The sequence below is a fragment of the Streptomyces sp. MspMP-M5 genome, from assembly GCF_000373585.1.
In the GTDB taxonomy this organism is placed as follows: domain Bacteria; phylum Actinomycetota; class Actinomycetes; order Streptomycetales; family Streptomycetaceae; genus Streptomyces.
Map to the genome: position 1 here is coordinate 68401 of NZ_KB891902.1, position 13906 is coordinate 82306.

General features: G+C 70.0%; 14 protein-coding genes and 2 pseudogenes. 10 read left to right on the top strand and 6 right to left on the bottom strand.

Going from position 1 to position 13906, the window contains the following annotated elements; translation table 11 throughout:
* Positions 1 to 97 precede the first annotated feature (97 nt).
* The 3 genes and pseudogenes from B073_RS40820 to B073_RS48075 form a co-directional block, all read left to right on the top strand.
* Positions 98 to 952, top strand: a complete 855-nt coding sequence (locus B073_RS40820; RefSeq protein ID WP_234025144.1) for an AraC family transcriptional regulator — start codon at positions 98 to 100, stop codon at positions 950 to 952.
* Positions 953 to 962: 10 nt separating this feature from the next.
* Positions 963 to 2330: a serine/threonine-protein kinase gene (locus B073_RS42915; RefSeq protein WP_051094150.1), complete on the top strand. Its 1368-nt coding sequence runs from the start codon at positions 963 to 965 to the stop codon at positions 2328 to 2330.
* 75 nt (positions 2331 to 2405) lie between these two features.
* Positions 2406 to 2573, top strand: a pseudogene (locus B073_RS48075) (GNAT family N-acetyltransferase); the annotation flags it as partial.
* Positions 2574 to 2589: 16 nt separating this feature from the next.
* On the opposite strand, the gene B073_RS0123435 reads toward B073_RS48075, so the two are convergent.
* Entirely contained in the window at positions 2590 to 3012 is a 423-nt protein-coding gene (locus B073_RS0123435; protein ID WP_026247657.1) for a MarR family winged helix-turn-helix transcriptional regulator, read from the bottom strand.
* Between the two features lie 183 nt (positions 3013 to 3195).
* Between B073_RS0123435 and eno the strand changes: the two genes are divergently transcribed.
* The 4 genes from eno (at position 3196) to B073_RS0123455 (ending at position 6139) form a co-directional block, all read left to right on the top strand.
* On the top strand, positions 3196 to 4473 hold the full coding sequence (eno, locus tag B073_RS0123440) for a phosphopyruvate hydratase (RefSeq protein WP_018540517.1): 1278 nt from the start codon (positions 3196 to 3198) through the stop codon (positions 4471 to 4473).
* 186 nt (positions 4474 to 4659) lie between these two features.
* A complete protein-coding gene (locus B073_RS0123445; RefSeq protein ID WP_158690190.1) occupies positions 4660 to 5256 on the top strand; it encodes a DUF6230 family protein in 597 nt (198 codons plus the stop codon).
* Complete coding sequence (locus B073_RS40830) at positions 5256 to 5651, top strand: DUF6114 domain-containing protein (RefSeq protein WP_018540519.1); 396 nt, start codon at positions 5256 to 5258, stop codon at positions 5649 to 5651. The genes B073_RS0123445 and B073_RS40830 overlap by 1 nt, the downstream gene beginning before the upstream one ends.
* Positions 5648 to 6139 carry a hypothetical protein gene (locus tag B073_RS0123455; RefSeq protein ID WP_018540520.1) on the top strand — a complete coding sequence of 164 codons (492 nt, stop codon included), beginning with the start codon at positions 5648 to 5650 and terminating at the stop codon, positions 6137 to 6139. The genes B073_RS40830 and B073_RS0123455 overlap by 4 nt, the downstream gene beginning before the upstream one ends.
* A 5-nt stretch (positions 6140 to 6144) precedes the next feature.
* On the opposite strand, the gene uppS is transcribed toward B073_RS0123455, so the two are convergent.
* A complete protein-coding gene (gene uppS / locus B073_RS0123460; protein ID WP_078508141.1) occupies positions 6145 to 6960 on the bottom strand; it encodes a polyprenyl diphosphate synthase in 816 nt (271 codons plus the stop codon).
* 111 nt (positions 6961 to 7071) lie between these two features.
* On the opposite strand from uppS, the gene B073_RS40835 reads away from it, so the two are divergent.
* Entirely contained in the window at positions 7072 to 7650 is a 579-nt protein-coding gene (locus B073_RS40835; RefSeq protein WP_158690192.1) for a hypothetical protein, read from the top strand.
* Between the two features lies 1 nt (position 7651).
* On the opposite strand, the gene B073_RS49080 is transcribed toward B073_RS40835, so the two are convergent.
* Positions 7652 to 8005, bottom strand: coding sequence for a hypothetical protein (locus B073_RS49080; RefSeq protein ID WP_018540523.1), 354 nt, complete (start codon positions 8003 to 8005; stop codon positions 7652 to 7654).
* Positions 8006 to 8316: 311 nt separating this feature from the next.
* On the opposite strand from B073_RS49080, the pseudogene B073_RS0123475 reads away from it, so the two are divergent.
* Together B073_RS0123475 and B073_RS0123480 are read left to right on the top strand one after the other, a co-directional pair.
* Positions 8317 to 8877: pseudogene (locus tag B073_RS0123475) on the top strand (rhodanese-like domain-containing protein); the annotation flags it as partial.
* Positions 8878 to 9072: 195 nt separating this feature from the next.
* Positions 9073 to 9894, top strand: a complete 822-nt coding sequence (locus B073_RS0123480; protein ID WP_037812483.1) for a maleylpyruvate isomerase family mycothiol-dependent enzyme — start codon at positions 9073 to 9075, stop codon at positions 9892 to 9894.
* A gap of 326 nt (positions 9895 to 10220) precedes the next feature.
* Here the strand turns inward: B073_RS0123480 and B073_RS46585 are convergent, their stop codons facing one another.
* From B073_RS46585 to B073_RS40845, 3 genes are all read right to left on the bottom strand, one after another.
* Positions 10221 to 10364 carry a hypothetical protein gene (locus tag B073_RS46585; protein WP_018540526.1) on the bottom strand — a complete coding sequence of 48 codons (144 nt, stop codon included), beginning with the start codon at positions 10362 to 10364 and terminating at the stop codon, positions 10221 to 10223.
* A 517-nt stretch (positions 10365 to 10881) separates the two neighbouring features.
* A complete protein-coding gene (locus B073_RS0123500; RefSeq protein ID WP_018540529.1) occupies positions 10882 to 12096 on the bottom strand; it encodes an MFS transporter in 1215 nt (404 codons plus the stop codon).
* A complete protein-coding gene (locus B073_RS40845) occupies positions 12093 to 12623 on the bottom strand; it encodes a hypothetical protein (RefSeq protein ID WP_018540530.1) in 531 nt (176 codons plus the stop codon). The genes B073_RS0123500 and B073_RS40845 overlap by 4 nt, the downstream gene beginning before the upstream one ends.
* Positions 12624 to 13906 lie beyond the last annotated feature (1283 nt).

Here is a 13906-nt window from a genome sequence, read left to right on the forward strand (position 1 = left end):
ACAGATCCCCAGCACCGCCAGTCGGCGGCGCCGCCCCGAAGGCCCCCTCAAGGCATCCCGGATCGCAGCAGTCGATGGTAAGTGCGGATGTGCAGACATGAACCACAATCTCACCGATGCGGTGCCTTGCGGGCTACCGATAAGCTGCCACGTCATGCTCGTAGCCCGCCATCTGCCCAGAGCAGGTTGGATCTCCCACGACCTGACCCATGGCGATATCAGCCCCCCTCACCAGCATGAGCGCGGACACCTCGTCTATGCCGCCAGCGGCATCCTGTCAGTCACCACTCAGCGGGGCAGATGGATCTGCCCCGCCAACCGAGCGGCCTGGACCCCGGCCCGGACCGAGCACCAGCACCAAGCCCACGGCCGCACCGACATGCGCATCGTGTTCATTGCGCCCTCTCTGGCCCGAGCCCTTCCCGACCGGCCCGCCGTACTCGCCATTTCCGGACTGGCCCGCGAAGTCCTGCTGGCGCTCACCGGCAGCCGTACCTACCGCCCGGCCACCCGCACCCGATTACGTACCATCCTCGTCGACGAAGTCAGCACGTCTTCAGAGCAACCTCTCCACCTGCCCGAACCCCAAGACGACCGGCTACGGGCCCTGGCCCGCCTGCTCCATGACAACCCCGCCAACACCGCTCCACTCGTGGCGCTCGGCCAGGCCGTCGGGGCCAGCGAACGCACCCTCAGCCGGCTGTTCCACGACGAACTGGGCATGAGCTTTCATCAATGGCGCACCCAACTGCGCCTTCACCACGCCCTGGTCCTGCTCTCGGAGGGGCACACCGTCACCACCACCGCTCACGCCTGCGGATGGTCCAACCCCAGCACCTTCATCCACGCCTTCACCGTAGCCATCGGCCAAACTCCCGGCCGCTACCAACGCCTCCTCGAAGAGACCGGACCGCGTCAGGAAAGGCGCAGCCGGTCGGTGGAGTACGGCTAGGGTATGCGCCATGTCAGAGGTGAGCGGGGCGTTAATAGGCGGCCGGTACCGGCTTCTGGAGCTGATCGGCCGGGGCGGTATGGGCCGTGTATGGAGGGGCCGCGACGAGACGCTGGGCCGGGAAGTCGCAGTCAAGCAGGTCACGCTTCCACAGGGCGTGAGCGACGAGGACCGGGACGTCCTGCTCCGGCGCGTGATGCGCGAGGCGCGGGCTGCCGCGCGGCTCAACCACCCGGGGATCATCACCGTGCATGACGTGGTCGAGCACGAGGGGGCACCCGTGATCGTCATGGAGTACGCAACGGGCATGTCCCTTGCCGCCGCCGTGGAGCACGACGGACACCTGCGGATTCGGCGGGTCGCGGCGATCGGCGCCCTGATGCTGAAGGCGCTCGGACAGGCACACGCTGCGGGCATCGTCCACCGTGACCTCAAGCCCGACAACGTTCTGCTGATGGACGACCGGGTGATCATCACGGACTTCGGCATCGCGCACATGTCGGACGCCACGATGGCACTCACCCACTCCGGAACCCTCATCGGCACCCCTGCCTATATGGCCCCCGAACAATTGGAGGGCCGTCCGCCGACGCCCGCCACCGATCTCTGGTCGCTGGGCGCCACCCTGTACACCGCCGTCGAGGGTCAACCGCCGTTCGCCGCCGAGACGTTCACCGCCTTGTGTATCGCCATCGTCACGCAGGAGCTGCGGACGCCGGAGCGGGCCGGGCCGTTGGCGCCGGTGTTGACAGCCCTGTTGGCCAAGGATCCGTCCCAACGGGCCACCGCCGAACAGGCGTTGGCCGCGCTGGATGCCGTCGCGAGGGGTGCCGAGGCGACCCGGGTTTCCTTGCCGCAGACTCCGGTGCCGACGGCAGTCGTGCCGCCGGGGCAAGGACCGGTGCCACCGGGTTTCGGTGCGCCACCGGTGCCGTTCGCCCCACCACAGCCTCTCGTCGCGCCATCGCCCGGTGCCGTTGCCGGGGCTCCGGCACCCGTCCGCGGGCCGCAGCTGTCCACGGCCCTTCTGGTGCGAGCCGTGGGCTGCTTTGCCCTGGTCTGGGTCGGTGCCCTCGTCCTGTGGGATCACGAGATCAGGCCGTTCTGGCACGGCATTCCACGGGAGTTGCTCATCACCGGGGTAGCTGCGGTGGCGGCCCTGGTCAACACGGCGATTCGCCCCAAACGGCCGGCCGCTCCCGTGTGGCTGCTGTTCGTCGCGGCGAATTTCGTTCTCCTCTTCGGGGTGAACGTCATCTTCCCGGTCTGGGCATGGATGGGAATCATCGTCAACGCGCTGCTCCTGGGCTCCTGTTGCTGGGGCCTGTGGTGGTTGATGCAGGGCAGGCTGCGGGTGCAGGGCAGGCGGAATCGATGACCCACGTGGACGACGGTCCCGTCTCCGCCGACTCTGGGGTGTGGTCACGGGCTACGGGGCCGGCCCGGGCTACGGGGTGCGCTGCCGGCGCGTGACGAGCACGAGCGCGCGGTGCCTGGGCGGCGCCCTGGCTTTTTTGTGACCGACCTCGACGGGGCCATGGTCGGCATGATCACGCTCGATCGGCGCGATGCGGAGCGTCCGGGTCATGTCCGTCCGGGGGCAGGGGAGGCCGAGCTCGGCTCCCAGGGCAATGCGCCTAGTGCGCCGCCAGCCTCTCCACCAGCCCGATCGCGCGCGCCAGCAGCTCCCGCTCGTCCCCGGTCAATTCCGCCTCAATCGCGCGCGCAAGCCAATCCGCCCTGCGCCCCCGCTCCTCCTCCAGTAGGGCCTGTCCCGCAGAGGAGAGCTCGACCAGGCTCTTGCGGCCGTCGGTCGGATGCGCCCGGCGCGTGATCAGGCCCTGCTCCATGAGCAGCCCAACGGCTCGGGCCATGGACTGCGGGCGCACGCGCTGATCGGCCGCCAGTTCGCTGGTCGTCATCGCGCCGCTGCGGTCCAGCGCGCCGAGGACGGCCACCTGGCCGTGCGGCATCTGGTCCTCGAGCTTCACGCGCCGCGTGAGCTTTCCCATCGAGGTGCGCAGTTCGGCCGCCACAGCGGCGGATTCCGGAAGGGGCATACCGAATTTTAACGCAGCGTAGCTGCACAGCAGAACTGCACAACAGAACTGCACAGCAGGACTGAGCAGCAGAACTGAACAGCACATCTGTGCAGCATTGCTGTAGAGTTTTCTGCGCCGGGTTCAGCGCCACCGTCGCCGCAGCCGGACCCCGGCACGCATGCGACAACGGGAAGGGCTCCCATGACCGCCATCACCTCCGTCACCGGCCGCCGCGTCCTCGACAGCAGGGGCAACCCCACCGTCGAAGTGGACGTGGAACTGGCGGACGGATCCATCGGCCGGGCCGCAGTCCCCTCCGGCGCTTCGACCGGCGCCCGCGAGGCCGTCGAACTCCGCGACGGCGACCCGGCCCGCTGGCACGGCAAGGGCGTCGACCAGGCGGTACGCCACGTCAACACGGAGCTCGCAGCCGCCGTCCTCGGCCGCGAGGCCGAGGACCAGGCCGGCCTCGACGCCGCCCTCGTCGCCACGGACGGCACCCCCACCAAGTCCAGGCTCGGCGCCAACGCGATCCTCGGGGTCTCCCTGGCCACCGCCAAGGCCGCAGCCGCCGCCCACCGCCTGCCGCTCTACCGCTACCTCGGCGGCTCCGACGCCCGACTGCTGCCCGTACCGATGATGAACATCGTCAACGGGGGCGCGCACGCCGACAATCCGCTGGACTTCCAGGAGTTCATGATCGCCCCGATCGGCGCGGAGAGCTTCGCCGAGGCCGTGCGGATGGGGTCCGAGATCTTCCACACCCTGCGCCGCGACCTCCTCGCCGCCGGGCACTCCACAGGCGTGGGCGACGAGGGCGGCTTCGCACCCGCCCTGCGCACCGCCGAAGAGGCCCTGGACTTCGTCGTCGCCGCCGTCGAGCGCACGGGCTACCGGCCGGGCACGGACATCGGCCTGGTCATGGACCCGGCGTCGTCCGAGTTCTTCCGCGAAGGCGTCTATGACTACACCGGGGAAGGAGTGCGGCGCACACCCGCCGAACACGCCGACTACCTGGTCAAGTTGATCGACTCCTACCCCATCGTGTCGATCGAGGACCCGATGGCCGAGGACGACCTGCCGGGATGGCGGGACCTGACCGCACGGGTCGGTGCGCGCTGCCAGCTCACCGGTGACGACGTGTTCTGCACCAATGAGACCCTCCTGCGCGAGGGCATCGACTCCGGCGTCGCCAACTCGGTCCTGGTGAAGGTCAATCAGATCGGCACCCTGACGGAGTCCCTGGCCACCGTCAACGCCGCCCACCGGGCGGGCTACACCGTCGTCATGTCGCACCGCTCGGGAGAGACGGAGGACACCACGATCGCGGACCTGGCGGTGGCCACGGGCTGCGGCCAGATCAAGACCGGATCACTGTCCCGCTCCGACCGCACCGCCAAGTACAACCAACTTATCCGTATCGAGGAGCAGTTGGGTGACGGCGCCCAGTACGCGGGCGCGGAAGCGCTCCGCCGTTAGGGCCGTACGGCGGATCATGCCGACGTGACTTGAGTCCGGTCCGGTCCGGTCCGGTCCGGTGCGGTGCAGGGCGGAGAAGCCGCAAGCCGGGCGCACGCGCTTCGCGCGCCCCCGTGCGCTTCGGGTAGCCCTTGTGGGCCTCCGCGCGCCGGGTCGGCAAGGGCGACTGGGGCTGTTGCTCAATAGTTGAATGAAGCCGTGGTGGAAGATGCGCGCAGTGCGGGAAGGCCGGATCACCAGCTCAGTCGGCGGCGGTTGGCCGCCGCCTCGGCCATAGCGCTGGCGGGTGCGGGCGGGTTGCTGCTGTGCCTGGCCCATGGCGTGTTGGCGGTGTCCGTGGCGGGCTCGGGCAGTGCGTTCAAGGTGTCCGGTGAGCAACTGGAGGGCGACGGGGTCACGGAGGTGACCGATTCCGTGGCGGAGCAGGACGGAACCCGGCACGCGGTGGCGGTGGTCAGCGCCGAACGGGCGTCGGTGCGGGGGCTGTGCGCCAGCCTGCTGGTGCCCACACCGTTCGGTTCCTTCACCCTGCGGGGTGCTGCGGGACGCACCGTCCCGGTTGAGGCCAGGGGGTTGATGGTCAATACCGACCGGGTCAGCGGCACCGACGCCACCTTCACCGGATTGCGGGTGGGGCTCCTTTCGAAGGGCGGCATGGGTGTCCGGGCCGGCCATGTGGCGGTGACCCGGAACCGGTTCACCTCCTCGCTCGCCACGGCGGGAAGCTTCCGGGTGCGCGATGTGGAGGTCACCGTCAAGCCCGGCCGGGCGGAATGCTACTGATGCGGCCGTGTGACCGGGCGTGGCGGCGTGGCCGCCCGTGGGGCGCTGCCGTGCTCGCCGCGCTGGGGTCGGCGGAGATGCTGCTGTTGCCGTTCTCCGGTGGTCCGGCGACGGTGACGGTGGCCGGGATTGTCGGCGGCGCGGGGTTCTCCACCAGCGTGCCGCTGCTGGCGGCCTCCCTGATGCTGCTCACGCATCCGCAGCTCCACACGCCGGTGGGGCTGGTGGTGCTGGCGCTCGCGCTGGTCGCCCTGGTGACCTGCAATGTGGGAGGTCTGCTGGTGGGCAGCGTGCTGGCCGGCGCCGGCGGCGTGTGGGGGTTTGCCTGGCTTCCGCCCACTGCCCCCGGCCCGGACCCGGACCCGGCCCCGGACCCGGACCGGGAGTGTGCGTGAAGGGGGTCGGGTGGGCGGTCGCGGTCCTGATCAGCGGTGCAGTCGTGTCGGGGTCGGGGTCGGGGCCGGCGTTGAGGTCGGGGCCGGCCCCGGCGGTCGGCCAGTCCCTGGCGTCCGCGCCGCTGACGGTACGAGCCCGGAGCGTCAGTGCCAGGTCCACCCAGTGCGTCCGGCGTTCGGACGGCCGGCGCGCGCTGCTGCACTGCCGGTTCGACCGCCTGGCGCTGACCGGGGTGCAGGTCACCGTGCGTACCTCGGACGGGAAGGAGCGCGTGGAGTGCGCCCAGGCCGAACTCCCGGGGGCCGCCGAGGTGGATCTGGCGGCCGTCAGCGGTCGGCTCTTCGGCGTGCTGCCGGTGCGGTGGGACGCCGCGCTCCCGGTGCCGGCCGCCGTCGCTCCGCCGCTCACGCTGACCGACGTGACGGCCACCGCCGATGGCTTCTCCCTACCGGGCGGACGGCTCCGGGATGTCGTAGAGCACCGGTGAGACCGTCACTGTGCCTCGGGCACCGCGCCGAACCGCCGCTTGCGGGCGGCGAACGCCTGGATGAGGAGGCGGAGTTGGTCGCCGGTGAAGTCGGGCCAGAGGGTTTCCACGAAGAAGATCTCCGCATAGGCCGACTGCCACAGCAGGAAGTTGGAGATCCGTTGCTCTCCCGAAGTACGAACGAGCATGTCCACGTCGGGCAGGTCGGGCAGCAGCAGGTACCGGGCGAAAACCTGCTCGTCGATGGCATCCGGTTCCAGCCGTCCGGCCAGTGTGGCGCGGGACAGTGCCGCAGCCGCCTTCGCGATTTCGGCCCGGCCGCCGTAGTTGAGGCAGAAGACGACGGTCATGGACCGGCCGTGCCGGGTCCGCAGCTCCGCCTCTCCCAGCGCCTCGACCACGTGGGGTGCCAGCCCTTCCTGTGCACCGCACCATCTCAAGCGAAGGCCGCGTTCGGTGTAGTCGGCGAAGGAGCGGATGCTGTCGGCAGCCAGTTGCATCAAAGCCACCACTTCGCTCTGGGGCCGGCGCCAGTTCTCGGTGGAGAAGACGAAGAGCGACAGATGGCCGATGCTCTCCTCAAGTGCCGCGTCCAGCACCGACCGCACCGCGCGCACTCCCGCCTCGTGACCTTTGATCCGGGGCAGCCCGCGGGCGGTGGCCCACCGTCCGTTGCCGTCCATGATGATGGCGATATGCCGGGGGCGACCGTCCCGGGCCGGGGGGCACGAGGCGATCCCCCGACCGCCCTCGGCCCGCGCGTCGACACCGCGAAGCAGCCATGCCGCGGCGGATATCCGCCAGTTCGAGAGCCTGGACATCGGCTACCCCCTGACCGCGCAACTGTGTGGAGCGTTACCTGGAGGGTGGAACGCGCATGCCCCAAACCATCCGGTTGGGCGAATCGGTGGTGAGGTGTGGCAGAGCAGCGCATGCGCACTGGTAATGCGCCCGATCGGCTGGCCCGTTGGACGGGCAGGCTGTTCGCGCCCCCTGTGCTGCCGGTGGCAGCCGGTTGCGCACTCAGCTGGCGGGCGGCCTCGCCCGGGTGGGGAATCACCGCCGCCGGATGCGCGGCGCTGGCAGCGATGGCCATCGGCCTGGGGGTGCGCCGGGGCTGGTGGTCGGACTGGGAGCTGAGCCGCCGGGCCGAACGTCCGTTGCCGCTCGCCTTGGCCACGGCCGGTGCCCTGGTGGTGTGGCTGGCCAGTTGGTGGCTCGGTGCCCCGCGTGAACTGCTCGTGCCGGCGGCGCTCGCCCCGCTGGGCGGCGCGGCGTTCATGCTGTGCACCCGCCGGGGCAAGGTTTCGCTGCACACCAGCGCCGCGGCGGGCGGGGTCGCCCTGCTCTCGATCGAGGTGAGCGGGTGGTGTGCGGTTGTCGGGGTCCCCCTGTTGGCGCTCGTCGCCTGGTCGCGGGTGCGGATCGGAGCGCATACCGGGCGTCAGGTGTGGGCGGGCGGGGCGTTGGGCGCCGGGCTCACTGCCGTGGTGCTGTGGCTGGCCAGGTGAATCAGCAGTTGGGCGCCCGCATCCACGCCCGCACCACCGTCACCTCGCTCCACCCGCGGCCGGGCGGCAGATGGCGCACCATACGGTGCGGTCGGCCGCGTTGATCCCCCGTCGGGGCGAGAAGCTCGACGCCGACCAGGTCGTACTGGCCGCCGGCGCCTGGGGCACGGTGGAGCTCCTCCTCCATCGTCGGCAGCCAGGCCACCGCCGCGTCCACCTCCGCGTCCACTTCCGCGACGAAGTACCGGTGCTCCCGCAGCACCACCCGCTGCACCAACTCGTCCTTGTTGCCGACGCGTCGGTAGACCGTGACCCGCCGGGCCACTCCATACGGCCACTGCAGCCACTGGCTCATCGACCTGAACTCCTGAACTCCCCATGGTTGCTGGGCCACACGCTGACTGACGGCGCGCTGCCGAACGCGACATGGCCTGATGCGAAGTCCCCACGACGAGGCGTGTATCGAGGTGGAACAGGCCGCCGCCGGTCGGCCTCGTAACGCTGCCATCGGATGCGGATGCGGATGCGGATGCGGATGCGGATGCGGCCCTCTGTCTCCCGGCCCTCGGCGCGCCCATCTCCGCATGGTCAGGCAGTGCTGCAGAAATACCCCCAGCGGTACCCTGTCGAAGGGGGGTAACCCACGAAGAGCAAAGGAAAATCCCTGTGGCACCCACTACCGCTCTCACCGCCGCCCAGGCCCACGCCCGCCTGCACGAGCTGACCGTCATCGACGTCCGCACCCCCGGCGAATACGCCTCCGGCCATCTGCCCGGCGCACACAACGTCCCCTTGGACCACCTCGACGTAGCCCTTCCGGCCCTGAAGGCCGCCGCCGGCCGTGGCGACCTCCTCCTCGTATGCTCTTCCGGCGTCCGCTCCGGCCAGGCCCGTGAGCGCCTGGCCGAGCACGGCATCGCCGCCGCCGGCCTGACCGGCGGCACCACCGCCTGGACGCAGCTCGGCCACGATGTCCAGCGCGCCGCCGGCTCTCGTGCCGTGTGGGCGATGGAGCGACAGGTCCGCCTCGCCGCCGGCTCCCTCGTGCTGACCGGACTGCTGGCCGGTCGGTGCTGGCCCAAGGCCCGCCTGCTGTCCGCGGGCATCGCCGGCGGCCTGGTCTTCTCCGCCCTCACCGACACCTGCGGCATGGCCAAGATCCTCGCCAAGCTCCCCCACAACCAGCCCAAGGCCACGGACGACCTCGACGCCACTCTCGCCGCTCTGACCAATCCAGCAGGCGGTCACACGGGTGGCCCGGCCGGATCAGAGCACCGCGGAGGTGCCCCGGATTTGCCTTCGAGCGGACTCCAGCATTCACACTGACCACGACGGGTCTGCCTCATCCCGACGGGTCCGTTTGATCACGAAGGGTCCGCCTGATCACGACGGATCCGTGCCATGGACGGAAGGCGACAGCAGATGGAGACGACGAACAGGTCGGGGCACCCTCTGCCCTACGACACCTATCAGCAGGCGATCGAGCAGGAGACGCTGCGCTTCGCCGAGGTGGTCAAAGGTGTGGATCCCCAGACCGCCGTGCCCTCCTGTCCCGGTTGGACGCTGACCGAGCTCACCCATCACGTGGGAGCGTTGCAGCGCTGGTTCTGCACGTTGCTGAGCCGCCTGGTGCAGGAGCCGCCCCGCAGCCGTGAGGTGGAGCTGGGGCTGCCGGAACGTGTCGAGGAGTACGCCGACTGGGTGGCGCAGGGTGTCCCTGCGGTGAGCGCCGTGCTGCGGGCGACGGATCCCCTGGCTCCCATGTGGGCCTGGGGAGACGACCAGCACGCGCGGTTCTGGGCCCGTCGGATGCTGTTCGAAACCCTTGTGCACCGGGCGGACGCGGAGCGTGCGGTCGGCCGGGAATCGGAGATCGATCCCACACTGGCAGCGGACGGGGTGGACGAGTTCCTCGTCAACCTGCCCTACGCGGGCCTCTTCGCCCCGGCCGTGACGAAGCTGCGCGGCAACGGCGAGGTGATCGCTTTCCAGTGCTTGGACGGTACCGGCGACATCGGCGAGGAGTGGCGGGTGCGGTTGGACCCGGACGGCTTCCGTCTGCTGCCAGGCCGATCGACTGGCACTGACGCCGAGCTGTCCGGCGCGGAGACGGCGGCGGTCCGGGGCCAGGCAACGGACCTTCTGATGGTGCTCTACGGGCGACGGTCGTACCAGGAAACCGCCTTCCACGTCTCGGGCGAGACCGCGGCACTCGACCGTTGGTTCGCCCACACCGCTTTCTGACCCGCGTCGAGGAGTCCACTGCCACGGCCGGCCGCCTGGCCGTCCCTTCACAGGGCCGTCGAGGGAGACGTTGAGCAGGGACCAGGCGCAACGGGTGGGTGTCGTGGCCACCGCGGACGATGTTCTTGGCGCCGGTCCCACAGATGACGTGAGGTGCGCTCGGACGGATGCCGGAACGCACCTCATGTGACGGAACCGGAGCTTCAGTAACGGACCGGCAGGGGCCTGGAGTCCGTGGTCCCGTGCGGAGCGGTCACAGTGGCCGCGCCATGGGTGGTGGAGGCATGGCTGCCGCCGGTGACGGTCAGGGGGCCAGCAGTTGGCCGTCAGGAGAGGTAGTAGTAGAGCCCGATCTTGGCCGTGCTGCCGGAGGTGGCATGGTCGACGCCGCTGGTGGTGGCGTCGACCGGGACCCGGGTCACCGACACCGGGGCCGACCAGGTGGCGCCGCCGTCGGTCGAACGGCTCATGACGATCCGGTTGCCGGACGACGTGACGTCGACCTCGATGTAGCAGGTGCCGTAGTGGGGGCTGGAAGCCGTGTTCGCAGGCGATCCATTCCTTGTCGTAGCCCTGGCCGTCGTTGCCGATCGCCATGACGGGGTTCTGCCAGCTCGTTCCGTTCGTCGAGCGGCTGACCGTCACACCCGCACCGTTGGCGTTGGAGTCGAGGACCAGGCCGGCGACCATCCAGGTGCGGTGCCTGGCGTCGTAGGCCACTGCGGGGTCGGAGACGCGCGCCCAACTGCCGCCCTGGTAGGTGGTGATGCCGGGGAGGTTGCCGTGCTGCCAGGTGGTGCCGCCGTCGGTGAACCGGCTGACCTGGGAGGAGGCGACGATCGTGTTGCCCCAGGCGTAGGTGTCGGGTTCGAGCTCGGTAGCGTGCTGGCTGGAGGCGTTGGTGAACGGGTCCGTGCTGATCTGGGTGGGTGTCGAGCGAGGCGCTGCGGAGGCGGCGGGGATGGCGTGGGCCGCGGGGGCGGAGAGTCATAGGGCGGGAAGCGCGGGGAGGGCCGCGGCGAGGGCGAGTGCGCCCGTGCCGGCGATGAGGAGCGGGATCTGGCCGTCGGTGCCCCAGGCGAGTCCGGCCCAGAGGCCGGCGATCAGGACGGCGGCGCCGGTGGCACCCTGGTACAGGCCCTGTGCAGTGCCCTGTTGACTGTCGGGGACGAGGGTGGAGATCCAGGCTTTGCCGACTCCGTCGGTGCAGGCGTTGAAGCCGCCGTACAGCGGCAGTACGACGAAGACGAGCCAGGGCGTGTGGATGAGGCCGAGGCCGAGGTAGCCGGTGGCGAAGAAGGCCAGTCCGGCGGCGAACACCAGGGGGCGCGGCAGCCGGTCGGACAGGGCGCCGGCGGGGTAGGACAGGGCGGCGTAGGCGAGGTTGTAGACGGCGTAGGCGCCGATCACTCCGGCTGTCGTCAGACCGAGGTCGTGTGCGCGCAACAGGAGTAGCGCGTCGGGGAAGTTGAGCAGGTTGAAGGCTGCCAGCAGCGCGAGGGTCCGCCAGAAGCGGCCGGGCAGTGCGCGCCATGGAGTGCGTGGGGGACCCGCCGGTGCGGAGGTGTCGGCGGCCGTGGCGGTCTTGACGGTCTTGGTGCGGGGGTCGTGGACGGCGGTGACCAGGGCCACGGAGGCGACGGCGGGGACGAGGGCGACCCAGAACAGCGAACGCAGGTGATGGTCGAGCGCCTCGTACAGAGCCAGCCCGAGCAGCGGGCCGACGACGGCGCCGGCGGTGTCGGCGGCGCGATGGAGTCCGAAGACCTTGCCGCGCTGCCCGTTGGGGATGACGTTGATGAGGAGGGCGTCGCGGGGTGCGGAGCGTATGCCCTTGCCGAGCCGGTCGGTCAGGCGGGCGATCATCACCAGCGGCCATGCGGTGGCGAGGGCGAGCAACAGTTTGCCGAGGGCGGCCAGGCCGTAGCCGGTGCCGATCAGCGGGCGGCGGGCGATGCGGTCGGCCAGGCGTCCGGCGGCGACCTTGGTGACGGAGGCGGCGCCTTCGGCCAGGCCCTCGATCGCACCGACGGCGGCGGGCGGAGCGCCGAGCACTATCGTGAGGAAGATCGGCAGGATCGGGTAGAGCAGTTCGCTGGCGGTGTCCTGGAGGAAGGAGATCCCGCACAGCGTCTTGACGTTGCGGGTCAGCCACACCGGGCCTCGCCCGGCGGGGGGCGGTTCGGAGGCGAGTCCGGTCATGGGCGCAGTACTTCCAGGAACCGTCCGAGCGCCGCGGTGACATCGGCCAGGGCGGTGACGGTGGCGAGGGCGGCGGCCGGTACCGCGATGCGGTAGCGGCTTTGCGGCGGGACGCCTTGGAGGGCCTGGATGCGGGCGGTCACCTTGTGGCGCAGGTAGGCCAGTGCCGTGGTCGGACCGCCATGCTTGGCGGCGGTGGCGACGGCGGCGCGGGCCTGGGGACGAGCGGCCAGTGGCCGACTGGCGACAGCCATTGCGGCCTCCTCGTCCGCCCAGCTTTCCAAGGTGAAGGAGAGACGGCCGCGCAGGCTGCGTAGCAGCGGGTTCAGCGCGCAGGCGGCCCGGGCCAGGGCGGTGTGGCGGTGGTGGCGGTGGGTGAGATGGGCGCGTTCGTGGGCCAGCAGTACGGCGCGTTCGTCGGCGGGCAGGGCACGCAGGCTGGTCAGGGCACGGTGAAGGGTCAGGCGCGGGCCGGTGGCGGCCAGCAGGGCGGGTGCGAGCAGCGGCAGGTAGACGGTCAGGTACACGCGGTGGGGTCCTTTGTCCCGTCCTGCGGGCTCGGCATATCGGCTCCTCCTCCCGCCAAGTCCCCTCATCAGGGGCTGTGGCACTCCCTTTGTCGCACATCCTGTAGGACTCAGGCCAGACTCACCGCCCGTAAGACTTCGCGGCCGGCCGGCCTGCCCCTGCCGAAAGCTGCCCTGCCGCGCCCAGCGCCACCGTGCAAGGAGAAACCCGTAGCCGCTGCATGGTGCAATGCTGGCCGTCGACGACGGGCTCAGCCCCGCCAAAGCTGTCAGTGCCTTGTTCCGATACCGTTGAGTAAGAAGGCCCTCAAGTACCGGCGAAATCCCCATAGGCGATTTCGGCAAGGAATCGGGATTTACTCAGCGAAATCCAGGCAACCTGCAACGTGGTTCAACTACCAGAGAAGAAGGGGTAATTTATGTGTCGCATCGCCACCGCTATTCTCGGGTCCACCGCGCTTCTAGGTTCCATTGCCACTCCAGCGCAGGCTGCCCCTGCTATGCAGTCATCAAGCAGGAGTTCGCGGTAAGGGCAGGTACTGGGGAGCGTACGGAGAGGGCACCGCACGCTGCCCCGAGGGCTCTGCGGTCCTTGGCGGCGGATGCGACTCCGGGCGCTTGAGAATGTTCGCCTGGACCAACCACCCGACGGATGAGGGTAAGGGCTGGACCGTGCGAGTTGCAGCTGGTGGCGTGTGGAAATTCTCAGCGGGGACGGCCACGGTCTATGTCGTGTGCGAGTTCGAGTAACAGTAGCCTCTGAGTGCCGATGCCGCCCCACGCCGTGGCCTGTCAGGCCCGGGCCGGTGTGCTTCACGTTTCGCGGGTGTCTGATCGCTGTGGCGATCAGGGTAATGGCGTCCGGCCGTTGGAGTGGATTTTCGGCGCGCCTGTGTGACATCGGGCGTGGGGAGGTATCCATTCGGCGTCCGATTGCCTGTCGATGTAGGAGAAGCGATGCGTACGTTCATAGGCCGTTCGCTTGCCGTCGTGGTGGCGAGTGCGGCGACCGTTGTCCCGATCGCCGAAATATCCCAGGCCGTTTCTCAGAGTCGGTCCTTGGGGGTAAGTGGTGAACACGGCCGCATGCAGCATCACGACGGATGTGACGCGTGCGCGTGCGGCGACTCCGGCTCAGGCGACGGTGGTGCCGGTGACGGTGGTACCGGTGGCGGCGGTGCGGTAGGTACCGGCCCTGGTGGTGGTGAGCCGACTGGTACGGGTCCGGGTGGTGGTGAGCCTACTGGTACGGGTCCGGGTGGTGGGGAGCCTACTGGTACGGG